The sequence below is a fragment of the Nonomuraea sp. NPDC003727 genome, assembly GCF_053586935.1.
The window spans coordinates 63,446-90,066 of the sequence record NZ_JBSFNE010000005.1 but is presented as its reverse complement, the minus strand read 5'-3'; the positions used below and the strand labels follow the sequence as shown (position 1 = coordinate 90,066).

The following is a 26,621-nucleotide window of genomic DNA, read 5'->3' as shown; positions in this document are numbered from 1 at the left end:
TCGTGAACCCGGGCGATCTCGTGATCTCGGCCTCGTGAACCGTTCGGCGGGCGCACCCGTGTAGGTGGTCATGAAGACGCTGATCCGGACGGCACTCACCGCCGCCGCCCTCGCGACGGCGACCGCCGCCTGCTCCTCGTCCGTCGCCCCGCGCGCGGCGGCGCCGCTCGACCTGAGCGACGTGAAGCTGGTCTCCTACAGCAGCTGCGACGACATGCTGTCCGGGCTGCGCGAGAACACCGCCAAGAACGTCTCCTCCTGGGGTCTCGGCGGGCCGCCCATCATGTACATGGAGCGCGCCGACGTCGCGGGCAAGGCCGTCCCCCAGTCGACGGGTCAGGGCCAGGCCGCCGACCACTCCACCACGAACGTGCACGAGCAGGGCGTCGACGAGCCCGACCTGGTCAAGACCGACGGCAAGCGGGTCATCACCGTCAGCCACGGCAAGCTCCGCGTCATCGACGCCGCGACCAGGAAGGTCACCGGCACGCTGGAGCTGGCCAAGGAGAACTGGGTGGCCGGCGACCTGCTCGTGTCGGGCGACCGGGCGCTGGTGCTGTTCAACGGCGGCGGCATCCCGTTCGGCGCCGTCGCCAAGCGCGCCTTCGCCCCGACCGGCGGCCCGCAGTACGTGCTGGTGGACCTCGCGGCCGAGCAGCCCAAGCTGCTCGGCACCTTCGAGCCGCGCGGCATGCACGTCGACGCCCGGCTGGTGGGCTCCACGGTACGGCTGGTCGTGCGCAGCCAGCCCGACATCACCTTCCCCCAGCCCCGCGACAGCGTGCCTGAGGCCGAGCGCATCAGGGTCAACCAGGCCGTCGTACGGCAGGCGCCGATCTCGGCCTGGCTGCCGAAGTTCACGATCACCGACGCGGCCGGCAACGCGCGCGAGGAGTCGGTGGCGTGCGAGAAGGTCAGCCACCCCGACGAGTACACGGGGACCTCGCTGCTGACGGTGCACTCCATCGATCTGGCGCAGGACCTGACGGCCGCGGCGGCCAACCCGATCGCCGTGGCCGCCGACGGCGACACCGTCTACGGGACGGGGACGAGCCTGTACGTCACCAGCAACCCGCGCTGGTGGTTCCCTGTCCCGATCGAACCGCGCCCGGTGGAGGACGTGCCCACGCCGAACTCCTCCACGAGCTCCTCGGAGCCGGCCGCGCCCTCGGTCAGCGCCTCCGCCCCTCCGGCGTCGCCCGACACGTCCACGAGCTCCTCGGGCGCGGGCCTGGCCCCCATCGACGGGCCGTCTCCCGCGACGACCGCCGCGCCGGTCCCCAGCCCGGCCGTCCCGCCGGAGGAGACCGAGGTCCACCGCTTCGACATCAGCAAGCCGGGGGCGCCGGCCTACCTCGCCTCCGGCAAGGTGCCCGGCAGGCTGCTCAACCAGTACGCCATGTCGGAGTACGAGGGCAACCTGCGCGTCGCCACCACGACGGCCGACCAGAAGACCAGCTCCAGCAGCGTCTACGTGCTGCGCGCCGACACCCTGGCCAAGGTCGGCGAGGTCGGCGGCCTGGGCAGGAACGAGCGCATCTACTCGGTCCGCTTCATCGGCCCGGTCGGTTACGTGGTGACCTTCCGCCAGGTCGACCCGCTCTACACGCTCGACCTGCGCGACCCCGCCGCGCCCAGGGTGACGGGCGAGCTCAAGATCACTGGCTACTCCGCGTACCTGCACCCGGCCGGCGACGGCCGCCTCATCGGGCTCGGCCAGGAGGCCAGCGAGAAGGGCCGGACGCTCGGCACCCAGGTCTCGCTGTTCGACGTCAGCGACCCGGCCGCGCCGCGGCGGTTGTCGCAGCTGTTCCAGAAGGAGTCGGGCTCCGAGGCCGAGTGGGACCCGCACGCCTTCCTGTACTGGCCGAAGAGCGGCACGGCGGTCATCCCCGTGTCCAGCTACCGGAACGGGCAGTCGGACTCGGGGGCGCTGGTCCTGAAGATCACCGACACGGCGGTGACGTCGGTCGGGACGATCAAGCACCCGCGGGTGAAGGAGGGCGACTACACCTACGAGCCGAACATCCAGCGCTCGATGGTGATCGGCGACTCGCTGTGGACGGTGTCGCCGTCGGGGATCAAGGTCAACGACCTGAACTCGCTGGACGAGCAGGCCTGGATCCCGCTCGCCTGACCCGCGGTCACATCCCCGGTCCCGCCGCTGCACGGGGGCGGCGGGCCGGGGATCCTCATGACCGGACCGGCGGGGCCGCCTCAGGCGCGTGCCGTTCGCGGCCGCCGTGCGGCCGGGGCCAGGCCCTCAGCGGGGGGTCGGCTGGGCGACCGGCACGATCTCGGGCGCGCCGAGACGGATGGCGTCCGCCTCCTGGTCGGTGTCCTGCTCCTGGGAGAGCCGCTCTGCCTCCACCCGCTTGCAGTAGTACTCGACCTCTCTCTTCACGTGGTCGTCGTCCCACTCCAGGGGCCCGGCCATCAGCTCGGCCGCTTCCTGCGCCACCGCGAGCCCCCGGTGGAAGGTCTCGATCGAGATGTGGGTGCGCCTGGTCAGCACGTCGTTGAGGTGCCTGGCGCCCTCGTGGGTGGCGGCGTAGACGACCTCGGCGCGCAGGTGGTCGTCGGCCCCGTTGAGCGGCCTGGCCAGCGAGCGGTCCTGCTCGATCAGCTCCAGCACCTCGTCGACGAGCGTGCCGTAGCGCTGCAGCAGGTGCTCGATGCGGGCCACGTGCAGGCCCGAGTCGCGCGCGAGCCGGTGACGGGAGTTCCACAGCGCCTGGTAGCCCTCGGCGCCCACCAGCGGGACGCGGTCGGTGCAGGAGGGGGGGACGCGCTGGTCGAGGCCGTGCGCGACCGCGTCGACCGCGTCCTTGGCCATCACCCGGTAGGTGGTGTACTTGCCGCCCGCGATCATCACCAGGCCCGGCACCGGGTGGGCGACCACGTGCTCCCTGGACAGCTTGGAGGTCTCCTCCGACTCCCCCGACAGCAGGGGGCGCAGCCCGGCGTAGACGCCCTCGACGTCGTCCCTGGTCAGCGGGACCGACAGCACGCCGTTGACATGGTCGAGCAGGTAGTCGATGTCGACCCGCGAGGCGGCGGGGTGCGCCCGGTCGAGAGTCCACTCGGTGTCGGTGGTGCCGATGATCCAGTGCCGTCCCCACGGGATCACGAACAGCACGGACTTCTCCGTGCGCAGGATGATGCCGGTCATCGAGTGGATCCGGTCGCGCGGGACCACCAGGTGGATGCCCTTGGAGGCGCGCACGTGGATCTGGCCCCTGCCGCCGACCAGCTCCTGGATGTCGTCGGTCCAGACCCCGGTGGCGTTGACCACCTGGCGCGCCCTGATCTCGAACTCGGTGGAGTTCTCCAGGTCCAGCACCCGCACCCCGGTGACCCGCTCCCCTTCGCGCAGGAAGCCGACCACCTGCGTCCGCTGGGCGACGTGCGCGCCGTAGGCGGCCGCGGTGCGCAGCGTGGTCATCACGTAGCGGGCGTCGTCGACCTGGGCGTCCCAGTACTGCACGGCGCCGGTGAAGGCACTGCGCTTGAGCGCGGGCGCCAGCCGCAGCGCCCTGCTCCTGGACAGGTGGCGGTGCCCGGGCATGCCGCGGGTCAGGCCGGAGGCGAAACCGAGGGTGTCGTAGAGCGCCACGCCCGCCCCCACGTAGGGACGTTCCCATCCGTAGTGGGTCATCGGGAACAGGAACGGCACCGGCCGCACCAGATGGGGCGCGATGCGCTGCAGCAGTAGGGCCCGCTCCTGCAGCGCCTCCCTGACCAGGTCGAAGTTGAGCTGCTCCAGATAGCGCAGACCGCCGTGGATGAGCTTGGAGGAGCGGGAGGAGGTGCCGGAGGCGAAGTCGCGCGCCTCCACGAGGCCGACGGACAGGCCGCGGGTGGCCGCGTCGAGCGCCACTCCCGCGCCCACGATGCCGCCACCGACGACGACTACGTCAAGCTCCCGTTCCGCCATCGCGGCCAGCGCGGCCGTCCTCTCGACGGGACCCAGCCTGGAGGCTCCGATGTTGGCCGTCATGACAACGAACGTACCCGCTTTCGTTCGGGTCGAGCGTTGACGTACGTCGGGCTACGCCACGACGTTCACGCGCGGATCACCTTCACGCCCGCGTCCGCGAAGCGGCTCGCCATCTCGTCGGACAGCCGCTCGTCGGTCACCAGCGTGTCGATCTGGTTGACGGGGCAGATCCTGGCGAAGGCCCGCTTGCCCAGCTTGGAGGAGTCGGCCACGACCACGACCTGGGCGGCCCTGCCGATGAGCAGGCTGTTGACCGAGGCCTCGCCCTCGTGGTGCGCGGAGGCGCCGAGCTCGACGTCGAGGGCGTCGACGCCGAGGAAGGCCACGTCCAGCGTCACCTGGTCGAGCACGCCGCTCGCCAATGGTCCGATGAGCTCGTAGGACTGCTGCCGCGCCACGCCGCCGGTCACCACGATCTTCACGTGCTGGCGGACGGTGAGCTCGGCGGCGATGTTGAGCGCGTTGGTGACGATCGTGAACCCGGTCTCGAGCGTCGAGCGGGTGGCCAGGGTGCGGGCCAGCTCGGAGGTCGTGGTGCCGCCGTTCATGCCGACCACGGCGCCCGGCGCGATCAGGTCGGCGGCGGCCGCGGCGATGCGGTGCTTCTCGTCGGCGTGGCGCGCGGTCTTGTAGCGCAGCGGCAGGTCGTAGCTGACGCTCTGCGCGACGGCGCCGCCGCGGGTGCGCATGAGCATCTGCTGCTGGGCGAGTTGGTCGAAGTCGCGGCGGATGGTCGCGGTGGAGACGTCGAGCGATTCGGCGGCCTCCTCGACCGAGAGCCGTCCCTCCTGCGCCAGCAGCTCGAGAATCGAGTTCCATCGGTCATAACGGCTCATGGAGGCAAGCCTGGCACATCCGATGACCCGCCCACCAGCACTGCACAGTTGTGCTCTTTTATGCTATAAAAAGAGCAGAAACAATCACAATCGGGAGGAAGCCTTGACCACCCACACCGAGGCCGAGATCGCGTCTCAGCCCGACTGCTGGCGGCGTGCCGTGGCGAACATTCCGGCCGACGCCCTGCCCAAGCCGGGCGAGCGGGTCGCCGTCGTCGGCTGTGGCACCTCCTGGTTCATCGCGATGGCCTACGCCACGCTCCGCGAGCGGGCCGGCCTGGGCGAGACCGACGCCTTCGCCGCGTCGGAGGCGCCGCTCGGCCGTTCCTACGACCGGGTGCTGGCGCTGACGCGCTCCGGCACCACCACCGAGGTGCTCGAACTGCTGGGCAAGGTCGGCACCAGGACCACGGCCATCACCGCAGACCCCGACACGCCGGTCATGAACCTGGCCGACCAGGTCATCGTCCTCGACTACGCCGACGAGCGGTCCGTCGTGCAGACCCGCTTCGCCACCACCCAGCTCGCGCTGCTGCGCGCCAGCCTCGGCGAGGACCTCACCCAGGCCATAGCCGACGCGGGCGAGGCCGTCTCCGCCCCGCTCGACGCCGCGCTGGTCGAGGCCGAGCAGTTCAGCTTCCTCGGCACCGGCTGGTCCGTCGGCCTGGCGCAGGAGGCGGCGCTGAAGATGCGCGAGGCGTCCCGGTCGTGGACCGAGGCGTACCCGGCGATGGAGTACCGCCACGGCCCGATCAGCATCGCGGGCCCCGGCCGCGTCACCTGGATGCTCGGAAGCGCCCCTCAGGGGCTGCGCGAGCAGGTCGAAGCCACCGGCGGCACGTTCTTCGAGACCGCGCTCGACCCGATGGCCGAGCTGATCCGCGCCCAGCGGGTCGCCGTCGCGCGCGCCTTCGCCCGCGGGCTCGACCCCGACGAGCCGATGCACCTCACGCGATCTGTGATTCTTTCTTCATGAGCCTTACTCTCGCCGACGCCCGTATCGCGACTCCCGAGGGAGTCCACGACGGGTGGCTGACCATCGAAGACGGCCGCATCACGCATGTCGGTCACGGATCCGCCCCCCGAGCGGGCCACAGCCTGGCCGGGCGGCTGGTCGTGCCCGGCTTCGTCGACATCCACAACCATGGCGGCGCGGGCGGATCCTTCCCCACTGGTCAGCAGGACAAGGCGCGCGACGCCGTCGCGCTCCACGAGAGTCACGGCACCACCACGATGGTCGCCAGCCTGGTGACGGGGTCGGTGGCGGACATCGCCGCCGCCACCTCGTCCCTGGCCGACCTGTGCGACGACGGCCTGCTGGCCGGCATCCACTTCGAGGGCCCCTACATCTCCAAGGCCCGCTGCGGCGCGCACAACCCCAAGCTGCTGCGCGAGCCCGACCCGCGGGAGTTCGGCGAGCTGGTCAAGGCAGGCCGCGGCCACGTGCGCATGCTGACCATCGCCGCCGAGCTGCCGGGGGCGCTCGACACCATCCGCGCGGCGGCCGGCGAAGGCGTCATCGCCGCTCTCGGCCACAGCGACGCCACCTACGACCAGACCATCGCGGGCATCGACGCGGGCGCCACGGTCGCCACCCACCTCTACAACGCGCTTCCCCCGCTCGGCCACCGCGCGCCGGGGCCCATCGCCGCCCTCCTGGAGGACGAGCGCGTCACCATCGAGCTGATCAACGACGGCGTCCACGTCCACTCCGCCATGCTCCGCCTCGCCTACACCGTCGCCGGCCCCGAGCGCACCGCGCTGATCACCGACGCGATGGCCGCCACCGGCATGGGCGACGGCACCTACGTGCTCGGCTCCATGGAGGTCGACGTCCGCGACGGCGTGGCCCGCCTGGCCGAGGGCGGTTCCATCGCGGGCAGCACCCTCACCATGGACGTCGCCTTCCGTCGTGCCGTCCAGCAGGTCGGGCTGTCCATCGCCGAGGCCGTCGAGGTCTCCTCGCTGACCCCCGCCCGCGTGCTCGGCATCGCCGACCAGGTGGGGTCCATCACCGCGGGCAAGATCGCCGACCTGGTCGTTCTCAACGATTCCCTCGAGGTCGCCGGCGTCATGAAGCGCGGCGGCTGGATCACGGAGCCCTGATGATCCTCACCGTCACGCTCAACGCCGCCCTCGACGTCACCTACCGGGTGCCCGACGCCGACTGGGACGGGGTGAACCGGGTCTCCTCGGTGCACAGGCGTGCCGGTGGCAAGGGTGTCAACGTCGCGCGGGTGCTCGCCGCCTTCGGCCGTGAGGTCGTGGTGGCGGGCCTCGCCGGCGGCCCCACGGGCACGGCCATCCGCGCCGACCTCGACGCCGCTGGCCTGCCCTGCGCGCTCACCCCGATCTCCGGCGACTCCCGCACCACGCTGGTGATCCACTCGGGCACCACGGCGCTGTTCAACGAGCCGGGCCCGCAGGTGACCGGCGCCGAACTCGACCGCTTCCTGACCGACTTCGAGCGCCTGGCCGCGGACGCCGAGGCCGTCGTGATCTCCGGCAGCCTGCCCCGCGGCGTCCCCGCCGACCTCTACGCCACGCTGTCCGCCATGACCGGCGTGCCGACGATCGTCGACGCCGACGGCGAGGCGCTGCGCCACGCGCCCAAGGGGCGGCCCTCGATCGTCAAGCCCAACAAGGACGAGCTGTCCAGGGCCTTCCCTGACGGCGGGGCCGAGGCCGTCCTGGCCGAAGGCGCGGGGGCGGTCGTCGTGTCCATGGGCGAGGAAGGGCTGCACGCCATCACGCCGGCGGGGACCTTCCGCGCGCGCATGCCGTACCGGGTGGAGGGCAACCCGACGGGGGCGGGCGACGCGCTGGTGGCGGGCCTGGCCCTGGGGCTGGTGGAGGAGCTGCCGTGGCCCGACCTGCTGCGCAGGGCGGCCGCTCTCGGCGCCGCCGCCGTCGCCGCGCCCGTGGCGGGCGACTTCGATCGTGGCGTGTTCGACGCCATCCACCCCGAGATCGTCATCTCTTAGAAGGAGCCCCATGCCTCTCGTCGGCATCGCAGAGATCGTCAACAGCGCGAAGGCTGGCGTCGGCGCGTTCAACGTGATCCAGCTGGAGCACGCGACCGCGATCGTCGCGGGCGCCGAGGCCGCGGGCGCGCCGGTGGTCCTGCAGATCAGCGAGAACGCCGTCCGCTACCACGGCGCGCTCGAACCCGTCGCCCTCGCCGCGCTCGCCGTCGCCAGGCGCGCGGCCGTGCCCGTCGCCGTCCATCTCGACCACGCCACCGACAGGGCGCTGGTCGAGGAGGCCGTCGCGCTCGGCATCGGCTCGGTCATGTTCGACGCCTCCGCGCTGCCCGACGAGGAGAACGTCGCCGCCACGGCCCAGGTCGTCGCCCACTGCCACGCCCACGGCGTGTGGGTGGAGGCCGAGCTCGGCGAGGTCGGCGGCAAGGACGGCGTCCACGCGCCCGGCGTGCGCACCAAGCCGCACGAGGCGGTCGACTACGTCGCCCGCACCGGCGTCGACGCCCTCGCCGTCGCCGTCGGCACCTCCCACGCGATGACGACCAAGGACGCCGTGCTCGACCTGGCGCTGATCGCCGAACTGCACGCCGCGGTGCCTGTGCCGCTGGTCCTGCACGGCTCGTCGGGGGTGTCCGACGAGAACCTGCGCGACGCCGTACGGCACGGCATGAAGAAGATCAACATCGCCACGCACCTCAACAAGGCCTTCACCGGGGCCGTCCGCGACTACCTGGCCCGCGATCCCCAGGTCGTCGACTCCCGCAAGTACCTCAAGGCGGCCCGGGACGCGGTGGCTCGCGAGGTCACCCACCTGCTCGGCGTCCTGTCCTGAACCGGGAGCGCGCCGCATCCGTGTGAGTGGGCATGCGCCTGCTCGCCGTTCTCGCCCTCGTCGCCACCTTCCTGCTGGCCCCTGCAGGTACGGCATGCGCCTGCAGCTGCGCCTCCCTGACCCCGAAGGAGGCGGTGAAGGACTCGGCCGCGGTGTTCACCGGAACGGTGCAGTCCGTCCGCCGGCTGCCAGGATCGCTGTCCGGTCCCCCGCCGCCCTTCGTGGTCACGTTCGCGGTCGACCAGGTCTACAAGGGCGGACGCGCGGCGACGGTCGAGGTGGCGACCAACGCCGACTCGGCCGCGTGCGGCTACGACTTCGCCAAGGGTGCCCGGTACCTGGTGTTCGCATCGCCGGTGGCGGATGACGGCGGGATGTTCCCGACGCATCCCGGCACGTCGCTGTCCTCGTCGCTGTGCTCGGGGAACGTGAAGCTCGAAGCGGGCCGCAGCGGACCGCTGCGGCGGGGTGACGAGGCCGGCTCGCCGGACGACTTCGGGCGGTCCGTCACCACGGAGCTGCTCGCCGCCCTCGGCACCCCGGCCCCGCCCGTCATGAGCTCTCCGGTCGCCCAGGCCGCCTCGCCGGGGGCCGCGGGTGAGCACGCGAGCGTCCCGGCCGCCGGCTCCTCCCCCGGCGGCCCGCCCTGGGGGCTGATCGGAGGCGCCGTCGCGGCGACCGTCCTGATGGTGGGGCTGGCGGTGGGGCTGGCCCGGCTCCTGGCCAGGCGGCGCTGAGGCACGCCCGCCGTCCAGGGTCCGGCACCTCCCGGCCCGTCTCGCTGAGGGTCAGGCGGCGGTCAGCTGCCGTCCAGCGCCCGCAGCACCCGCTCGACCTGCTTCGCGAACGTCCCCGGCGGGTTGCGCGGCCCCTCCCCCGACAGCAGGAACAGCCACGTCAGCGCCTGCAGCCTGCGGCACTCCCGCACCCTGGCCGCCTCGTCGCGATCGAGCTCGACCCTGGCCAGCACGTCCACCTCGCCGTCGACCCACGCCGACACGTGTTCGGCGAGCTCGGCCAGCTCGTAGGCCCGGTCCGAGCGGCCGGAGTCCTCGAAGTCGACCACCCGCACGCGGACGCCGTCCCACAGGAAGTTGGACAGGTTGCCGTCACCCGCCCCGAACGCCGGACGCACACCGGCCGTACCCGGGCGCCATCCCTCCAGCCACCTGGCGCCCTCCCGCACCGCCAGATCGGCGCGCGTGCCCCGCGGCCGCCACGCGGCGCACCACGCGCGCACCTGCGCGGCGAGCTGTTCGACCTGCCACGGCCGTTCGGGCAGGTCCCGCAGCACCCGTGCGGGCACCGCCGCGTGCAACCGGCCGAGCGTCGCCGCCAGCTCCGCCAGCGGCGCGGCCCCGGAGGGCACGCCGCGCACCGGTGTCCCGTCCACCCTGGACATGACCACCACGCCGGGCTCGAAGGCGATGGGCGCCGGCGCCAGCCCTGGCGCGTGCTCGCCGAGCAGGGTGAGCGCGCGCCACTCGCGCTCGTCCGCGCCCGTCTTCCCGTCGACGTAGCGTTTGGTGACCACGTCGCCGTCGAAGGTCACCTCGTGCGTGTGCTGGAGATCGGCCATCACGGTGCGCCTGGGGGTGAGGCAGTCATAGCGGAGCAGTCTAGGCGCCGTCGTTCTCAGCCGAGGATCAGTCGCTCGGCCGCCCGGGCCACGAGTTCGTCGGCCTCCTCCTCGGAGAAGACGTCCGGCAGCGTCAGCCGCTCCACGATCAGCCAGTTCAGCGCGAGATAGAGCAGTTTCACCGCCGTCGCGTCGCCGGGCAGCCCCGACCCCAGGTGGATGCGCACGTTCCCCTCCACGTCGGCGCGGATCCGCTCGGTCAGGACGGCCCGCAGTTCGGGCCTGCGTGTCGCCTCCAGCCGCAGCTCCAGCAGCGCCAGGTACCCGGTGGAGTAGGCGCTGATTCTGGCCACCATCTCCCTGAGCAGCTCGACGACCCTGTCCTTGTCACGCGGGCCGGTCAGAGCGAGCGTCATGGTCGTCTCGTCGGGCTCCAGCCGCTCGTAGATCCGCCCTCCCGCCTGGGTGAGCAGGTCGTCACGGCTGGAGAAGTAGTTTGACGCGGTCCCCGGCGGCACCGCCGCCTGGGCGTCGACCGCCCTGAACGTCAGACCCCTGGCGCCCTCGCGGGCCAGCACCTCGATGGCCGCGTCGACGAGGGCCGCCCGCCGCTCCGGATTCCTGCGCACTTGACACCACTCCAGATGTAGTACTACGTTCTAACCACTTCATTCAGAGTACTACAAACGGAGTTGCTACTTATGCGAAAGCTCGTGTACTACGTGGGCGTCTCGATCGATGGCTACATCGCGGGCCCCGGCGGCGAATGGGACTTCTACCCGGTGAGCGACGACATGGCGGCCTCGATGAACACCGAGCTGCCGGAGGTCGTGCCGGCGCACGTCCGCGCGATGATCGGCCTCGACGCTCCCGCGCGCCGCTTCGACACGGTCGTCATGGGGCGCGGCACCTACCTGCCGGGCCTGGACGCCGGCATGACCAGCCCCTACACCCCGCTGCGGCACCACGTCGTGTCCACCACGCTGCCCGACAGCACCGACCCCCTGGTCGAGATCGTCAGGAGCGAGCCGCTGGAGCTGGTGCGGCGGCTCAAGAAGGAGGACGGCATGGACATCTACCTGTGCGGCGGCGGCAAGCTCGCGGCCGCCGTCCTGCCGGAGATCGACGAACTGATCATCAAGCACTACCCGGTGGTCGCGGGCGACGGGATCCCCGCCTTCGCCGGCGGGTTCCGGCCCACCCGGTTCGCGCCCACGCAGAGCAGGACGTTCAGCAACGGCGCCACGGTCACGTGGTACGCCAGGGCATGAGGACGTCCACCGGCAGGCCGGACGGCGGGCCACGGCGTACCCGCCGACCCGACCGCACCCCGAGCCGGAGACGCCGGAGACCCGCACCCCCGGACGGGGCGCGGGTCTCCTCAGGTCAGGACGTCAGCGCTGGATCGGCGCGACGACCACCTCGACCCGCTGGAACTCCTTGATGTCGGAGTAGCCGGTCGAGGCCATCGTGCGCTTCAGCGCACCCATCAGGTTCATCGACCCGTCGGCCACGGTGGACGGCCCGTGCAGGATCTGCTCCAGCGTGCCCACCGTCCCGAACTGCACCCTGCGCCCGCGCGGCAGGTCGGGGTGGTGCGCCTCGGAACCCCAGTGGAACCCGTGACCGGGAGCCTCCGTCGCCCGCGCGAGCGGCGAGCCCACCATCACCGCGTCGGCCCCGCAGGCGATCGCCTTGGCGATGTCGCCCGAGGTGCCCATGCCGCCGTCGGCGATCACGTGCACGTAGCGGCCACCTGACTCGTCGAGGTAGTCGCGCCGCGCCGCCGCCACGTCGGAGATCGCCGTGGCCATCGGGACGGCGACGCCGAGCACGTTGCGCGTGGTGTGGGAGGCGCCGCCGCCGAAGCCGACCAGCACGCCCGCCGCGCCCGTGCGCATCAGGTGCAGGGCCGCGGTGTAGGTGGCGCACCCGCCCACGATCACCGGCACGTCGAGCTCGTAGATGAACTGCTTGAGGTTCAGCGGCTCGGCCTTGCTCGAGACGTGCTCGGCCGAGACCGTCGTGCCGCGGATCACGAAGATGTCGACGCCCGCGTCGATGACCGTCTTGTGGAACTGCACGGTGCGCTGCGGCGACAGGCGGACCGCGGTGGTCACGCCGGCGTCGCGGATCTCCCGGATCCTGCGCCCGACCAGCTCCTCCTTGATCGGCGCCGTATAGATCTCCTGGAGCCTGCGCGTGGCCGCCTCGGCGTCGAGCTCGGCGCACTCCTCCAGCAGCGGGCTCGGGTCCTCGTAGCGGGTCCACAGGCCCTCGAGGTCGAGCGGCGCGAGGCCGCCCAGCTTGCCGATCATGATCGCCGTGGCGGGCGAGACGACGCTGTCCATCGGCGCGACCACCACGGGCAGCTCGAACCGGTAGGCGTCGATCTGCCAGGCGATCGAGACCTCCTCCGGGTCGCGCGTGCGCCGCGAGGGCACCAGGCCGATCTCGTCGAGCGCGTAGGCACGGCGGCCGGTCTTGCCGCGGCCGATCTCCACCTGAGTCATCAAAAACAGTTACCTTCTGTGATAGTTCGGGGCTTCGACCGTCATCTGGATGTCGTGCGGGTGGCTCTCCTTGAGACCCGCGGAAGTGATCGGCATGAGCCGGCTGCGCTCGTGCATCTCGTCGATCGTGCGGCACCCGGCGTACCACATGCCCTGGTGGAGACCGCCGACGAGCTGGTAGGTGACCGCCGAGACCGGCCCGCGGTAGGGGACCTGGCCCTCGATGCCCTCGGGGATGTACTTGTCCTCGGAGCCGACCGTGTCCTGGCCGTAGCGGTCCTTGCTGAAGGAGGTGCCGCCGCGCTCGCGGTTGCGGACCGCGCCGAGCGAACCCATCCCCCGGTAGGACTTGAACTGCTTGCCGTTGATGAAGATCAGGTCGCCGGGCGACTCCTCGCAGCCGGCGAGCAGGGACCCGAGCATGACGGTGTCGGCGCCGGCCGCGATGGCCTTGACGATGTCTCCCGAGTACTGCAGGCCGCCGTCGCCGATCAGCGGGACGCCCGCGGGGCCGCAGGCCAGCGACGCCTCGTGGATGGCGGTGATCTGCGGCGCGCCGACGCCCGCCACCACCCGGGTGGTGCAGATCGAGCCGGGGCCCACACCCACCTTGACCGCGTCGGCGCCGGCGTCGATGAGCAGCTGCGCGCCCGCCCGGGTGGCGATGTTGCCGCCGATGACGTCGATGCCGTGGCTGTTGGCCTTGACCTTGGCGATCATGTCGCCGACGCCCTTGGAGTCGCCGTGGGCGGTGTCGACGATGATCACGTCGATGCCCGCGTCGATGAGGGCCTGGGCGCGCTTCTCGGCGTCGCCCGCCACGCCGATGGCCGCGCCGACAACCAGGCGGCCGTCGGCGTCCTTGGTCGACAGCGGGTACTGCTCGCTCTTGGTGAAGTCCTTGATGGTGATGAGGCCGCGCAGCCTGCCCTGGGCGTCGACCAGCGGCAGCTTCTCGATCTTGTTGGCCTTCAGCAGCGCGAACGCCTCGTCGCGCGACACCCCGACCGGCGCGGTGACCAGCGGCATCGGGGTCATGACCTCGCGCACGGTCCGGCTCTGGTCGCTCTCGTAACGCATGTCACGGTTGGTGACGATGCCGACCAGTACGCCGTCGGCGTCGGTCACGGGGGCACCGGAGATGCGGTAGTTGGCGCACAGCCGCTCGACGTCGGCGAGGGTGTCGTCGGGCGAGCAGGTCACCGGATTGGTGACCATGCCGGCCTCGGAGCGCTTGACCAGGTCGGCCTGCTGAGCCTGCTCCTCGATGGACAGGTTGCGGTGGAGGATGCCGATGCCGCCCTGGCGGGCCATCGCCACGGCCATGCGCGCCTCGGTCACGGTGTCCATCGCGGCCGAGACCAGCGGGATGGACAGCGTGATGCCGCGCGAGAGCCGGGTTGCCGTGTTGGCATCGCCCGGCTGCATGTCCGAATAAGCGGGAACGAGCAACACGTCATCGAACGTGAGCCCCGTCTCTGTGAACTTGGACATGCCGTGACCCCTCCAGCTGCCATTCATGCTTGTGACAGCCAGTTTAGTGGGTAGGCCCAAAAGGATCAGGGTGGGGATGGAGGACGATGACCCCCACGGTCCGTCGTCCTCCACGCATCGTGAAGTGCCGGAGAACCGGGGCGGTCGGTGATCCGCCCCGGTTCTCCGGCCACCGGCAGCCTCGGACGAGGCGCGGAATGCCACCGGACCCCCCTCCGTGTCCAGGTGGCGGCGCTGTTCGTCCTGCTGGTGCCGACGCTGGGTTAATGCTGCGTTACGCGATGGCACATCGCAATGTGAAAACGTGCAATTGCACGAAGTTGCACGTGGCGCGAAGCAGTCGGCGCAAGGGCGGGACACGGCCCTGCGACCGGGTTATCCTCGCGGCACGCCCGTGTCCCCCCTACGGAGCACCGCACATGCGCAACCACTCCAGCACCACGTCGGACCCTCTCGAGACCCTCGGCCTCGATCCGGGGCAAACCGCGCTCTACACGGCGGTGCTGAGACTGCACCGGGCCACGGTGACCGAGCTCGCCGCGGCCATGGACGGCCCCGCCGACGCCGTCGGCAGGCAGCTCGACGACCTCGTCCGGCTGGGCGTCGTCGACGAGCAGTCGGGCCACTACCTCGCCCGCCACCCGGCCGGCGCCCTCGGCAGGCTCATCGCCCAGCGCCTCGACCTGCTGGCGGAGGAGAGCCGCCGCATCGACTCCGCCCTGTCGTCCATCCGCCACCTGATCCGCGACTACGACGCCGGCCGCGACTACCAGAGCGGGCCCTTTCCCGTCGAGCTGGTCAGCGGCGCCGACATCCTCTACGAGAGCGTGGTCGGCATGGCCGTCCAGGCGCCGCCGATGGACCTGCTCACCGCCATCCCCGACGAGCGCACCATGCTCGACTTCGCCCGCAAGTTCGCCGACCCGTGGGTCGACGCCCAGCAGCGCGAGCTGCTGTCGCTGCGCGCGGTCATCCCGGTCTCGACGCTCACGCTGCCGGGCGTGCGCGACCAGCTGACCCGCTTACTGGCCAGCGGAGGCCAGGTCCGCACGCTCGACCGGGTGCCGAGCTGGTTCATGACCGCGGGGCCCGGGGTGGCGGGGCTGCCCGCCACGTGGGGCGGCAACCTGCCCGACCACGCCTACAACTTCTACGTCGTCCGGGCGCCGATCGTGGTGGGGGTGCTGCACTCGCTGTTCGAGGAGCTGTGGGCGCGGGCCGTACCACTGCCCTGGGGACGCAAGGGCGACGGCATGGTGCAGGTGCTGCGGCTGGCCGCGCAGGGCATGTGCGACGACTCCATCGCGCGCCATCTCGGGGTGTCCGTCCGCACCGTCCGCGCCAGGTTCGCCGACGCCATGGCCGAGCTGGGCGCCCAGTCACGTTTTCACGCGGGCGTGGAGGCCGCGCGACGAGGATGGCTCACCTGAAGGACCCCATCGGTCTTATGGTGGGAAGGTGTTGGAAGATGTGCCACCGGACCCGTTCGCGGACGACCCGAACGATCCCAGCTCGGCCCTGGGCGATCTCGACGACGCCGAGCCGCTGACCGCTGCCGAGCGCGACGAGGCCATCACCGACCTGGCCGACGTCGAGGTCTTCCGCTCCCTGCTGGAGCCGCAGGGAGTGCTGGGCCTGGTCCTCGACTGCCCGGAATGCTCCGAACAGCACTTCTTCGACTGGGACCTGCTGCGCGGCAATCTCCGCCAGATGATCGAGAACGGCCAGCCGCAGGTGCACGAGCCGGCCTTCCATCCGGACCCGTCCGACTACGTCAGCTGGGAGTACGCCAGAGGCTACGTCGACGGCGTCATCGACACCGAAGAGCGACGCTGACCGACGTCCTCCAGCAGCGCCGCGAGCAGCGCGGCGGCCGGATCACCGAGGGGCGGCGGCTCGCCCCGTGACAACGCGTCGAGGAGCGCGTCGCTTTCTTCTTCGGTCAAGCGATCGACTCCAGCTCGGCCATCTGCCGGAGCCTGGCCAGCGCCCGATGCTGGGCGACCCTCACCGCACCTGGTGTCATGCCGAGTACATTACCTGTCTCCTCGGCCGACAGCCCCGACACCACCCGCAACAGCAGCAGCTCGCGCTGGTTGTCCGGCAGCCGCGACAGCAGCCTGCGGGCGTGCTCCACCTCGATGTAGCGGACGACCGTCTCCTCCGGCCCCGGCCCCTCGTCGGGCCCGTCGGGCAGATCCTGCGTCGGTACGGCGGAGCGCACCGAACTGCGCAGCGCGTCGGCCACCTTGTGGGAGGCGATCCCGAACACGAAGGAGGCGAACGGCCGGCCCATGTCACGGTAGCGGGGCAGCGCGGACAGCACGGCGATGCAGACTTCCTGCGCCACGTCATCGGCGATGTGATATTGCCCGGAAACCCTCCCCAGTCGCGCACGGCAATAGCGCACCACCATGGGACGGAGCTCCCCGAGCAGAGATTCGATCGCGGTGCGATCCCCCTGGACGGCGAGGCTCGTCAGTTCCCGAAGGTCGGACTCGTCCGCTCGTGCCGGAAGTCTCGACGCAAGCCTTACCCCAATTTTGGCGTCGGCGACGCTTCCCTCGCTCACGTTAGGCATGATGCCCGCACTGATCGTGCCTGTCGTCATAGCGAACGGCTACGGATTGGTCACATTGAAGCGACGATAACGCGGCGTAATCGGTCCGCCACACTAAGGGTTTCGGTGTGTGACGATATTTCAGGCCATTAGCTGAAATGCAGGAAACACGTCAGACGGGGGGACGCTTTACGAACGTGTTCGGTTTACCGCGAAATAGTTCTCTTTCCGGACAACTTCGCACTCGCCCACCCATCGCCTTTCCGCGAACTCTCCGTCACCACCCCACCGCCGAAACCGCATGACCACCCACCTGCGAGGACGGGTCGTTGCGGCGGGCGTTCCCGCCTCGGCGTGGCCCCTTCCGCCTTCTGTGCGCGGTTCAGGACGTCGGTTCAGGGGGCGTGACGTAACGGCGGCCCGCCCCGTCCCGCTGGAGTGGCGTGGCAGGACGGACCCCGGCCCGTGCCCACGGTGGGCGTGGGGGGCTTGCCGTACGGGAGACTGCCACCCCGGAGCGGCCCTCACCGTGCGGGAAGGGACTGCCGCCCCGGGGGCCGTCACGTCGCCTGGCAGGGGCGGATCGTCCCAGGAATGCGAAAGGTCCGCGCCCCGGGACGGGACGCGGACCTCAGGTCGACGCAGGTCAGTGGCCGTGGCCGTGACCGTGGCCGTGACCACCGGCGGCCGGGGCCTCCTCCTCGGGCTTGTCCACCACGAGAGCCTCGGTGGTGAGCAGCATGCCCGCGATGGACGCGGCGTTCTGGACGGCCGAGCGCGTCACCTTCACGGGGTCGATGACGCCCTGCGCCACCAGGTCGCCGTACTCGCCGGTCGCGGCGTTGAGGCCGTGACCCGCGGACATCTCGGAGACCTTGTGGGTGACGACGTAGCCCTCGAGACCGGCGTTCTCGGCGATCCAGCGGGCCGGCTCGATCAGCGCGCGGCGGACGACGCCCACACCGGTCGCCTCGTCGCCGGACAGACCGAGGTCGTCCAGGTCCTTGGAGACGTGGATGAGCGCGGAGCCACCGCCGGAGACGATGCCCTCCTCGATCGCGGCGCGGGTCGCGGAGATCGCGTCCTCGAGGCGGTGCTTCTTCTCCTTGAGCTCCACCTCGGTGGCCGCGCCGACGCGCAGCACGCAGACGCCGCCGGACAGCTTCGCGAGGCGCTCCTGGAGCTTCTCACGGTCCCAGTCGGAGTCGGACTGCTCGATGGCGAGCTTGATCTCCTTGACGCGGTCCTCGATCGCCTGCGCGTCACCGGCACCGTCCACGATCGTGGTGGCGTCCTTGGTGACGACGACACGGCGGGCGGTGCCGAGCACCTCGAGGCCGACCTGGTCGAGCTTGAGGCCGATCTCCTCGCTGACGACCTGGCCGGCGGTCAGGATCGCGATGTCCTGCAGCATGGCCTTGCGGCGGTCACCGAAGCCGGGGGCCTTGACGGCCACCGAGGTGAAGGTGCCGCGGATCTTGTTGGTCACCAGGACGGCCAGGGCCTCGCCCTCGACGTCCTCGGCGATGACCAGCAGCGCCTTCTTGGTCTGGGCGACCTTCTCCAGCAGCGGCAGGAAGTCGGCGATCGAAGCGATCTTGCCCTGGTGGATCAGGATGTACGGGTCCTCGAGGACCGCTTCCATGCGCTCGGGGTCGGTGACCATGTAGGCCGACAGGTAGCCCTTGTCGAACTGCAGGCCCTCGGTGAACTCGAGCTCCATGCCCATGGCGTTGGACTCTTCGACGGTGATGACACCGTCCTTGCCCACCTTGTCGAACGCCTCGGCGATCAGCTCGCCGATCTTGGCGTCCTGAGCGGAGATCGTCGCGACATTGGCGATCTCCTTCTTGTCCTCGACAGGGCGCGCGGAGGCCAGCAGCTTGTCGCTGACGGCCTTGGCGGCCTGGTCGATGCCGCGCTTGAGCGACAGCGGGGAAGCGCCCGCGGCCACGTTGCGCAGGCCCTCGCGGACCATCGCCTGGGCGAGGACGGTCGCCGTGGTGGTGCCGTCACCGGCGATGTCGTTGGTCTTGGTCGCCACTTCCTTGGCGAGCTGGGCGCCGAGGTTCTCGTACGGCGCCTCGAGCTCGACCTCGCGAGCGATGGTGACGCCGTCGTTGGTGATGGTCGGCGCCCCGAACTTCTTGTCGATGACCACGTTGCGGCCGCGCGGGCCCAGGGTCACCTTCACTGCGTCCGCGAGGGCGTTGACGCCGCGCTCAAGCGCGCGCCGCGCGTCCTCTTCGAACTCCAGGATCTTCGGCATGGGAAAAGTCCTCTCAGCGTCCCATCCGGAGACGTACGAGGGCCGCCGTCGCCTGCCTCAGCCGACGCGTCGGGCAGATGGCGGTCCATCAGGCACGTCCGTTGGCGGTGAAAGCCCCGGGCACTTGGCGGGCCCGGGGCTTTCTCACGGCTTACTTCTCGATGATGGCGAGAACGTCACGGGCGGAGAGCACGAGGTACTCCTCGCCGCCGTACTTGACCTCCGTGCCGCCGTACTTGCTGTAGAGGACGATGTCGCCCTCGCTGACGTCGAGCGGGATGCGCTTCTCGCCGTCCTCGTCCCAGTTGCCCGGGCCCACCGCGAGGACCTTGCCCTCCTGCGGCTTCTCCTTCGCGGTGTCCGGGATGACCAGGCCGGAAGCGGTGGTCTGCTCGGCCTCAAGCGGCTGGACCACAATGCGGTCGCCGAGCGGCTTAACGGGAACCTTAGTGGCGGTCGTCACGATCGGACCTCCCCTTCAGATTTGGATGATCTAGAAGAGGCGACCAGCTGGGCCTGCCGTCGCGGGTGTCAGACCTGCCTCGTCGCACGTTGGCACTCTCAAGGGGAGAGTGCCAACACGAAACAGTATGCAAGCAGGCCTTGCCCGTCAACACGAACCGCTCTGCTCAGCTCAGAGCGATACTCGGGCGCCGGAAAACTCCCCTCCCGGACGACACAGAGCCGCGAAAAGGGGAACACTGGACCACGTGACGACCAGAAACGGCGGTGACGACGACGCTACGATGCGTGACGTGACCAGCACGATGGATGACGTGCGCCACGTCCTCGCCAACTGGCCGTTGCCACCGGAGGGCGGGTGGACGGCCGACGACCTGGACCTGCTCCCCGAGGACGGGCCCCATGGCGAACCGGATCTCTTCAAGCATGTCGAACTCGTCGATGGAGCCCTCCTCCTCATGTCCCCCCAGAGACGCTTCCACGATCTCGTCATTCGCCGCCTCGCCACGGCTCTCGAAGGCCAGGCCCCTCTGGACCGCGGAATCGCGGCCCAGATGGACGTCACCATCGCGCCCCGCCAGCGCCCCTGCCCCGATCTCGTCGTGATCGACGCCACGGTCGCGGCCGACCTGGACCGCACGGCCTACACACCCCGTGAGGTCCACCTGGTGGTGGAGGTGGTCTCGCCGGAGTCGGAGCATCGTGACAACCACGTCAAGCCCGGCATCTACGCCGCGGCCGGCATCGAGCACTTCTGGATCGTGAAAGACGAGAACGGCAAGCCCGTCATCCACACCTACGAGCTCGACGAGGTCGTAGGCGCCTACGTCGCCACCGGCATCCACCGCGACCGGCTCGCCGTCTCCGTCCCCTTCCCCATCGACATCACGCTCGACGCCCTGCACTAACGTCGTATGGCGTGGACCACGACGCCTTCCTCGCACTCCTGACACCTCGCGGCCAGAAGGCCCTCGCCGAGGCCGTCGAACTGGCGAGCGGGGACCCCGTCGTGGCCGCGACCAGGCTGCGCAGGACCTACGACGCCGCCCTCACCTCCGCCGCCCTCACCCAGGCGAAGCTGCGGGAGCGGGGCAGGGCGAAGTTCGGCGACGACGCGGCGCTGATGTACTTCACTCCGCACGGGGTCGAGCAGGCCACCCGCCGCGAGGTCGCCGAGCACCGTGCCCGCCGGATCGCCCTCCTCACCGCCAGGCCCGCCGCTCCCGCGTCTCCGCACGAGATCCCCACCACGCCCCAGGGGGCACCGCCCCGGCCCGGCTCGCGCCTGCGGGTGGTCGACGTCTGCAGCGGCATCGGCGGCGACCTCGTCGCGCTGGCGCGCGCCGGCTGCGAGGTGGACGCCGTCGACACCGACCCCCTGACCGTCTCCGTCGCGCTGGCCAACGCCGACGCGCTGGGGCTGTCCGACAGGGTCACGGTCCGTACGGCTGACGCCGCCTCCGTGGACCCGGCCGCCTACGACGTCCTGTTCGCCGATCCCGCCCGCCGTACCGCGAAGGGGCGGACCTTCGACCCGAACGCCTACTCCCCCACCTGGCCGGTCATCCTCGACCTGCTCGAGCGGGCGCCGGCGGCGTGCCTGAAGGTGGCGCCGGGGATCCCCTACGAGTTCGTCCCGCCGGGCGCCGAGGCCGAGTGGGTCTCGTTCAAGGGCGAGGTCAAGGAGGCCGCCATCTGGACGGGCGCCCTGTCCGGCATGGCCGTGGACGCGGGCCAGGCAGGGACGTCCGTGGGTCAAGCGGGGACGGACGCGGGCCAGGCGGGGACGGACGCGGGTGGGCGGGCCGTACCCCGAGCCCGGATCGGCGAGGCGGCGGCGGGCGGCGCGGAGTTCGGCAGGAGGGCCACGTTGCTGCCCGAGGGCGGCACGCTCACCCCCACGGGCGCGCAGGCCCCCGTCGGCCCGGTGGGGCGCTACGTCTACGAGCCGGACGGCGCCGCCATCCGCGCGCACCTGGTCGCCGAGGTGGCCGCCATGGTCAACGGGCGCCTGGCCGACCCGTTGATCGCCTACATCACCGGTGACGATCTCGTCGACACCGTCTGGGCGTCCAGGTACGAGGTGAATGAAGTGATGCCGTTCTCGGTGAAAAAACTGAGAGCGGCACTTCGCGCGCGCAATGTCGGAAACGTGACCATCAAGAAACGCGCCTCGGCGGTCGACATCGAACGGTTGCGCAGTGATTTGCGACTGTCCGGAAACATATCCGCGGTGGTCATTCTGACCCGAATCTCCGACCGCCCTTCCGTGCTTATCTGCACCCCTCCCGAACTGGGTAAATGACAAATCAGGGCGATACATCGACAATCACGATCTTTTAAAGTCGACACCGAAAGATCTTGATCGAGCTACTAAGGTGGCCGGGCGAGAGTTCACCCCTAACGATTACCCACCGCTGCGCGGCAGACGTCGGCGAGTGAAGGAGCTTTCGGTGGATCACTCCAACCACACCACCCTTCTCCAGGCAGGCAGCCAGACCGCCATCTCCGACAGGATGCGCGAGCTGCTCGCGCGGGCCGCGCAGGACCACGTCTACGAGCAGCGCACGCAGGGCGCGGTGCTCGACGAGATCCGCCAGCGCCTTGAGGGCATGGAGTGGCTGCTGCGGGAGGTCCGCGAGCGCGAGCTCGGCGGGCTGACCGGCACGCTCGAGACCGTGAGCGGCCGCCTCGACGACATCACCACCAGGCCGCCGTCCTGGGCTGAGGGCCTGGCCCAGCACGTGGAGGCGGTACGCGACCACGTCGACGCCGTCGGCGAGCAGGTGGGCGGCATCGAGGCCCGGGTCGAGTCCGTCGGCGAGCGGGTCAAGCCGGTGGCGGAACTGCCCAGCCTGTGGGCCGACATCAGCACCGTCAGCGAGACCCTCGACGAGGCGCTCAAGCGGATCGAGTCGGTCATCGCCAGCACCGACGGCATCGCCAAGCGCCTCGGCGACTTCGCCGGCAAGCTCGGCCAGCTCAGCGCCAGCATGGACGCCGCCGCCAACCGTTTCACCCGCCTCGACAAGTCGATGGCCGAGCTCACCAGCCGCACCGACCGCATCGAGAGCGGCGTGAAGGGCCTGCCGGAGATGGTCGAGACGAAGCTCAAGGCGGTCGACGGGTCGCTGGCCGCCTCCACCGAGCTGCTCTCGGCCGCCATCGAGGAGGTCGGCGCCAGGGTCGACGCCACCGAGACCCGCCTGACGGGCCGCCTCGACGGTGTCGACAGCAGGATCGACCGGGCCGACGGCCGGCTCATCGCCGTCGACAACCGGCTGACCACCGTCGACGGGCGCATCGAGACCGCCGACGAGTGCCTGGCCGACATCGACACCCGCCTGTCCGGCGTCGACGCCCGCCTGGGCGGGCTCGACTCCCGCCTGTCCGGCGTCGACCAGCGCCTGGGCGCGCTCGACGGCCACCTGGGCCGCCACGACGACCGCTTCGACGGGCTCGACGGGCGGGTCGACGGCCGGTTCACCACGCTCGACGAGCGCATGGCCGGCGCGGCCAACCACCTCGCCGAGACCGCCACCCGCACCGAGGGCCGGTTCAACGACCTCGACTCCCACCTCGACACGCTCGACGAGCGGCTGGCCGAGGTCGAGGAGCGCGTCGTCGGCCGCTTCGACGGCATCGACGCCACGCTCACCGGCATGTCCAGCGCCGCCGAGAAGGCCGGCGAGCACCTGGAGGCCATCGACGACCGGGTGGAGGCGGTCAACCAGCGGGTGGGCCAGCTGCCCGTCACGCTCGGCATCGGCGAGCGGGTCGGCGAGTTGCTCGACAGCCAGACGACGGAGCACGTCAAGCGCCTGGAGGCGATCGACGAGCGGCTGACCACCGCGGCCGCCGCCCTCACCGACGCCGTCGCGGCCAGGCCCGACCGGGCCGAGCTCGCCGAGAGCGTCTCGGGCATCGTCGAGCCCGCCACGAGCGACCTGACCAAGCGGCTGGGCGCGCTGGAGGAGACCATGCTCGCGCTGGCCGAGGCACTCCTGCGGCCCAGCCGCAACCCCAAGGACTAGACGATCGAGCCCACGGGCCCTACCGGCTCAGTCGCAGGGTGACCAGTTCGAACGGCCGCAGCGTCAGGGGCACCGCGCCCCCTTCGTGCTGCCGTTCCGCGAGAGGCCGCTCCAGCAGGTCCGTCGCCGTGACGCGGGTGACAGGGAAGCCCGCGGTCAGCGTCGCCCGCGCCCTGCCGCCGCGCGCCTCGTGGAAGCGCACGATCACGTCGCCGCTCCCGTCGTCGGCCAGCTTGACGGCGGTCACGACGACCGCGTCGTCGTCGATCGCGACCAGCGGCGCCACCTCGGCGTCGCCGGGGACCGTCCGTTCGGGCAGGTTGACGAAGTAGCCCTCGCGCACCGCGTCGCCGATCGTCGCGCCGGGCACGAGCGCGTGACGGAACCGGTGCACGCCCTGGTCGGTCTCGGGGTCGGGGAAGCGTGGCGCGCGCAGCAGCGAGACCCTGAGGGTGGTGGTCGTGCCGGAGTCGGCGGCGCGCACCGTGCGGGTCACGTCGTGGCCGTAGGTGGAGTCGTTGACCACGGCCACTCCCCAGCCGGGCTCCTCCAGGTGGACGAAGCGGTGGTTGCACGCCTCGAACTTGGCCGCCTCCCAGCTCGTGTTGGTGTGGGTGGCGCGGTAGGCGTGGCCGTACTGGCTCTCGGAGGCGTAGCGCTCGGCGTGCACGTCCAGCGGGAAGGCCAGCTTGAGGAACTTCTCGGTCTCGTGCCAGTCGACCTCGGTGTGGATGTCGAGCCGCCTGGCGCCGGACGGCAGGCTGAGCACCTGCCGCACCGTCGACCGGCCGAACGAGCGGACCACCTCGACCGAGCCGGGAGCGGCGCCCGGCGCCACCTCGTCGGCGTCGACCAGGTCGGTGACGGTGTTGCGGTAGAACTCGTCCACGTCCCAGGCGTCCCACATGTTGGGGAAGTCGGGGTGGATCTGCAGCAGGTTCGCCGCCTGACCCGGCGCGACGGTCTCCCGTCCGGCGGTCAGGTCGTAGACCGAGCGGACCAGGCCCCGCTCGTCGATCTCGACGCGGAGCAGGCCGTTGTCGAGGACGTATCCGCCCGCGTCCCGGGGGCGCAGGCCGGTGTCGGCGCCGGTGAGGGGGGTGCCGGCGGCACCGGCCGCGACGCCGCGGCGGGCGTGCGGGGCGGAGTTGAACAGCAGCGACGTGCCCGCGGCGGGGTCGCCGGCCAGGGCGCGCTGGGCGGCGTCGATGATCGCCTCCAGCTCGGCGGCGACCTGCGCGTAGGTCCGCTCCGCCTCGCGGTGCACCCAGGCGATGGACGAGCCGGGCAGGATGTCGTGGAACTGGTGCAGCAGCACCGTCTTCCAGATGCGGTCGAGCTGCTCGTAGGGGTAGGGGTGCCCGGCCCTGACCGCGGCGGTGGCGGCCCACAGCTCGGCCTCGCGCAGCAGCGACTCGCTGCGCCGGTTGCCCTGCTTGGTCTTGGCCTGGCTGGTGAGCGTGGCGCGGTGCAGTTCGAGGTAGAGCTCGCCGACCCAGACGGGCGGGTTGGGATACTCGGCCTCGGCCTTGGCGAAGAACTCGGCGGGCGTCTCCCAGGTGACGGTGGCCGAGCCCTCCAGGTCACGCATCCTGGCCGCCTTGGCGACCATCTCGCGGGTGGTGCCGCCGCCGCCGTCGCCCCAGCCGGTGGGGGCGAGGGAGTGCCGCGCGACGCCCTTGTCCTTGAAGTTGCGCGCCGCGTGGGCGATCTCGGCGCCCTTCATCGAGCAGTTGTAGGTGTCGACGGGCGGGAAGTGGGTGAAGATCCGGGTGCCGTCGATGCCCTCCCACAGGAAGGTGTGGTGCGGGAAGGTGTTGGTCTGGCTCCACGAGATCTTCTGGGTGAGCAGCCGCTTCGACCCGGCGGCCTTGATGATCTGGGGCAGGCCCGCCGCGAAGCCGAACGTGTCGGGCAGCCACACCTCGTCGTTCTCGATGCCGAACTCGTCGAGGAAGAACCGCTTGCCGTGCACGAACTGCCGGGCCATGGCCTCCGAGCCCGGCATGTTGGTGTCGGACTCCACCCACATGCCGCCCGTCGGGACGAACCGCCCGGCCGCCACCGCCTTGGTCACCTTGGCCCAGACCTCGGGCCGGTGCTCCTTCACCCAGGCCCACTGCTGCGCCTGCGACATGGCGAAGACGAACGCGGGCTCGTCCTCCAGCAGCGCGGTCATGTTGGAGGTCGTCCTGGCCACCTTGCGGACGGTCTCGCGCAGCGGCCACAGCCAGGCCGAGTCGATGTGCGCGTGGCCGACGGCGCTGATCCGGTGCGCGGACGGCGCCGCGGGCGTGGCCAGTACGCCGGCCAGCTGCTCGCGCGCCGCGGCCGCGGTGCCGTTCACGTCCTGCAGGTCGACCGCGTCGAGCGCCTTCTCCACGGCGCGCAGGATCTCCCAGCGGCGGGCGCCCTCGACCGGCAGCTCCCGCATCAGCTCGCCCAGCACCTCGAGGTCCATCACGAGCTGCCACACGGTCTCGTCGAAGACGGCCAGGTCCATCCGGGCCAGCCGGTACTGCGGGTCGCTGCCGGCCGTCTCCTTGTCGCCGAGCGTGGTCGGCAGGAACGGGTGGTAGTCGAGGATGACGGGGTTGGCGGCGGCCTCGATGTGCAGCCGCACCTCCTCGCCGCCCTCGACCGGCGCGCCGATGCGCACCCACTGGTTACGCGGGTTGAGCCCCTTCACCGGGGTGCCGTCGGGGCGGTAGACGAGGCCCTCGCACTGGAAGCCGGGCATGTTCTCGTCGAAGCCGAGGTCGAGCACGGCTTCGACGCTTCTGCCCGCCCAGGCGGCGGGCACCGTGCCGGTGACGGTGAACCAGCTGGTGCCCCACGGCGCACCCCACTGGTCGCCGACCGCGACGGGCTCCGGTACGGCCGACAGTCCCTCGGCGACGGGCACCGGCTCGCCGGGCGCGTGCCAGACGGCCACGTCGAGCGGCACCGACTCCGGGTAGACCGCAGGGCGGATGCGCTCGTCGAGGACGCGCTTGAGACGGGCTTCGACCAGATCGCGGTCGTCATGCATCGGGGGACTCCCTGGTGATGTGGACGG

The 26,621-nt window shown here is 71.0% G+C and carries 22 protein-coding genes; 12 read left to right on the top strand and 10 right to left on the bottom strand.

Annotated elements, in window-relative coordinates; translation table 11 throughout:
- Positions 1–70: 70 nt before the first annotated feature.
- On the top strand, positions 71–2,137 hold the full coding sequence (locus tag ACWDLG_RS14645; protein ID WP_449919874.1) for a beta-propeller domain-containing protein: 2,067 nt from the start codon (positions 71–73) through the stop codon (positions 2,135–2,137).
- Positions 2,138–2,263: 126 nt separating this feature from the next.
- On the opposite strand, the gene ACWDLG_RS14640 is transcribed toward ACWDLG_RS14645, so the two are convergent.
- The gene (locus tag ACWDLG_RS14640) at positions 2,264–4,000 is read right to left on the bottom strand and encodes a glycerol-3-phosphate dehydrogenase/oxidase (RefSeq protein WP_354906388.1); all 1,737 of its coding nucleotides are present in this window, start codon (positions 3,998–4,000) and stop codon (positions 2,264–2,266) included.
- Between the two features lie 65 nt (positions 4,001–4,065).
- Positions 4,066–4,836, bottom strand: coding sequence for a DeoR/GlpR family DNA-binding transcription regulator (locus tag ACWDLG_RS14635; protein WP_449919872.1), 771 nt, complete (start codon positions 4,834–4,836; stop codon positions 4,066–4,068).
- 103 nt (positions 4,837–4,939) lie between these two features.
- On the opposite strand from ACWDLG_RS14635, the gene ACWDLG_RS14630 reads away from it, so the two are divergent.
- Genes ACWDLG_RS14630 through ACWDLG_RS14610 form a run of 5 tightly spaced genes read left to right on the top strand, consistent with a single transcriptional unit; the run spans position 4,940 to position 9,389 of the window.
- On the top strand, positions 4,940–5,812 hold the full coding sequence (locus tag ACWDLG_RS14630) for an SIS domain-containing protein (protein ID WP_449919870.1): 873 nt from the start codon (positions 4,940–4,942) through the stop codon (positions 5,810–5,812).
- Complete coding sequence (gene nagA / locus ACWDLG_RS14625) at positions 5,809–6,942, top strand: N-acetylglucosamine-6-phosphate deacetylase (protein ID WP_449919868.1); 1,134 nt, start codon at positions 5,809–5,811, stop codon at positions 6,940–6,942. Before ACWDLG_RS14630 ends, nagA begins: the two co-directional genes overlap by 4 nt.
- Positions 6,942–7,820 (top strand): 1-phosphofructokinase family hexose kinase, encoded by an 879-nt coding sequence (locus tag ACWDLG_RS14620; protein ID WP_449919865.1) that lies wholly within the window; start codon positions 6,942–6,944, stop codon positions 7,818–7,820. Before nagA ends, ACWDLG_RS14620 begins: the two co-directional genes overlap by 1 nt.
- A gap of 10 nt (positions 7,821–7,830) precedes the next feature.
- On the top strand, positions 7,831–8,652 hold the full coding sequence (locus ACWDLG_RS14615; protein ID WP_449919863.1) for a class II fructose-bisphosphate aldolase: 822 nt from the start codon (positions 7,831–7,833) through the stop codon (positions 8,650–8,652).
- 32 nt (positions 8,653–8,684) lie between these two features.
- Entirely contained in the window at positions 8,685–9,389 is a 705-nt protein-coding gene (locus ACWDLG_RS14610) for a hypothetical protein (RefSeq protein ID WP_449919861.1), read from the top strand.
- 62 nt (positions 9,390–9,451) lie between these two features.
- Here the strand turns inward: ACWDLG_RS14610 and ACWDLG_RS14605 are convergent, their stop codons facing one another.
- Both ACWDLG_RS14605 and ACWDLG_RS14600 read right to left on the bottom strand, forming a co-directional pair.
- Positions 9,452–10,231 (bottom strand): phosphotransferase family protein, encoded by a 780-nt coding sequence (locus ACWDLG_RS14605; protein ID WP_449919859.1) that lies wholly within the window; start codon positions 10,229–10,231, stop codon positions 9,452–9,454.
- A 56-nt stretch (positions 10,232–10,287) separates the two neighbouring features.
- Complete coding sequence (locus ACWDLG_RS14600) at positions 10,288–10,860, bottom strand: TetR/AcrR family transcriptional regulator (RefSeq protein WP_449919856.1); 573 nt, start codon at positions 10,858–10,860, stop codon at positions 10,288–10,290.
- 72 nt (positions 10,861–10,932) lie between these two features.
- Here ACWDLG_RS14600 and ACWDLG_RS14595 point away from each other — a divergent pair, with 72 nt between their 5' ends.
- Positions 10,933–11,502 (top strand): dihydrofolate reductase family protein, encoded by a 570-nt coding sequence (locus tag ACWDLG_RS14595; RefSeq protein ID WP_449919855.1) that lies wholly within the window; start codon positions 10,933–10,935, stop codon positions 11,500–11,502.
- 123 nt (positions 11,503–11,625) lie between these two features.
- Here the strand turns inward: ACWDLG_RS14595 and ACWDLG_RS14590 are convergent, their stop codons facing one another.
- Both ACWDLG_RS14590 and guaB read right to left on the bottom strand, forming a co-directional pair.
- Complete coding sequence (locus tag ACWDLG_RS14590; protein ID WP_449919853.1) at positions 11,626–12,744, bottom strand: GuaB3 family IMP dehydrogenase-related protein; 1,119 nt, start codon at positions 12,742–12,744, stop codon at positions 11,626–11,628.
- A 9-nt stretch (positions 12,745–12,753) separates the two neighbouring features.
- A complete protein-coding gene (gene guaB / locus ACWDLG_RS14585; RefSeq protein WP_449919850.1) occupies positions 12,754–14,238 on the bottom strand; it encodes an IMP dehydrogenase in 1,485 nt (494 codons plus the stop codon).
- A gap of 419 nt (positions 14,239–14,657) precedes the next feature.
- Between guaB and ACWDLG_RS14580 the strand changes: the two genes are divergently transcribed.
- Positions 14,658–15,668: a helix-turn-helix transcriptional regulator gene (locus ACWDLG_RS14580; protein ID WP_354906406.1), complete on the top strand. Its 1,011-nt coding sequence runs from the start codon at positions 14,658–14,660 to the stop codon at positions 15,666–15,668.
- Between the two features lie 28 nt (positions 15,669–15,696).
- Positions 15,697–16,074 (top strand): DUF5319 domain-containing protein, encoded by a 378-nt coding sequence (locus ACWDLG_RS14575; RefSeq protein WP_354906407.1) that lies wholly within the window; start codon positions 15,697–15,699, stop codon positions 16,072–16,074.
- 106 nt (positions 16,075–16,180) lie between these two features.
- On the opposite strand, the gene ACWDLG_RS14570 is transcribed toward ACWDLG_RS14575, so the two are convergent.
- The 3 genes from ACWDLG_RS14570 to groES form a co-directional block, all read right to left on the bottom strand.
- A complete protein-coding gene (locus tag ACWDLG_RS14570; RefSeq protein WP_354906501.1) occupies positions 16,181–16,819 on the bottom strand; it encodes a sigma-70 family RNA polymerase sigma factor in 639 nt (212 codons plus the stop codon).
- A gap of 625 nt (positions 16,820–17,444) precedes the next feature.
- On the bottom strand, positions 17,445–19,067 hold the full coding sequence (gene groL, locus ACWDLG_RS14565; RefSeq protein ID WP_449919847.1) for a chaperonin GroEL: 1,623 nt from the start codon (positions 19,065–19,067) through the stop codon (positions 17,445–17,447).
- A gap of 151 nt (positions 19,068–19,218) precedes the next feature.
- A complete protein-coding gene (groES, locus tag ACWDLG_RS14560) occupies positions 19,219–19,530 on the bottom strand; it encodes a co-chaperone GroES (protein WP_148036826.1) in 312 nt (103 codons plus the stop codon).
- A 283-nt stretch (positions 19,531–19,813) separates the two neighbouring features.
- Between groES and ACWDLG_RS14555 the strand changes: the two genes are divergently transcribed.
- From ACWDLG_RS14555 to ACWDLG_RS14545, 3 genes are all read left to right on the top strand, one after another.
- Positions 19,814–20,437, top strand: a complete 624-nt coding sequence (locus ACWDLG_RS14555) for a Uma2 family endonuclease (RefSeq protein WP_449920565.1) — start codon at positions 19,814–19,816, stop codon at positions 20,435–20,437.
- Between the two features lie 11 nt (positions 20,438–20,448).
- Positions 20,449–21,834, top strand: a complete 1,386-nt coding sequence (locus ACWDLG_RS14550; protein ID WP_449919845.1) for a class I SAM-dependent methyltransferase — start codon at positions 20,449–20,451, stop codon at positions 21,832–21,834.
- Between the two features lie 148 nt (positions 21,835–21,982).
- The gene (locus ACWDLG_RS14545) at positions 21,983–23,563 is read left to right on the top strand and encodes a hypothetical protein (protein ID WP_449919842.1); all 1,581 of its coding nucleotides are present in this window, start codon (positions 21,983–21,985) and stop codon (positions 23,561–23,563) included.
- A 19-nt stretch (positions 23,564–23,582) separates the two neighbouring features.
- On the opposite strand, the gene ACWDLG_RS14540 is transcribed toward ACWDLG_RS14545, so the two are convergent.
- On the bottom strand, positions 23,583–26,594 hold the full coding sequence (locus ACWDLG_RS14540) for an alpha-mannosidase (RefSeq protein WP_449919839.1): 3,012 nt from the start codon (positions 26,592–26,594) through the stop codon (positions 23,583–23,585).
- Positions 26,595–26,621: the final 27 nt, after the last annotated feature.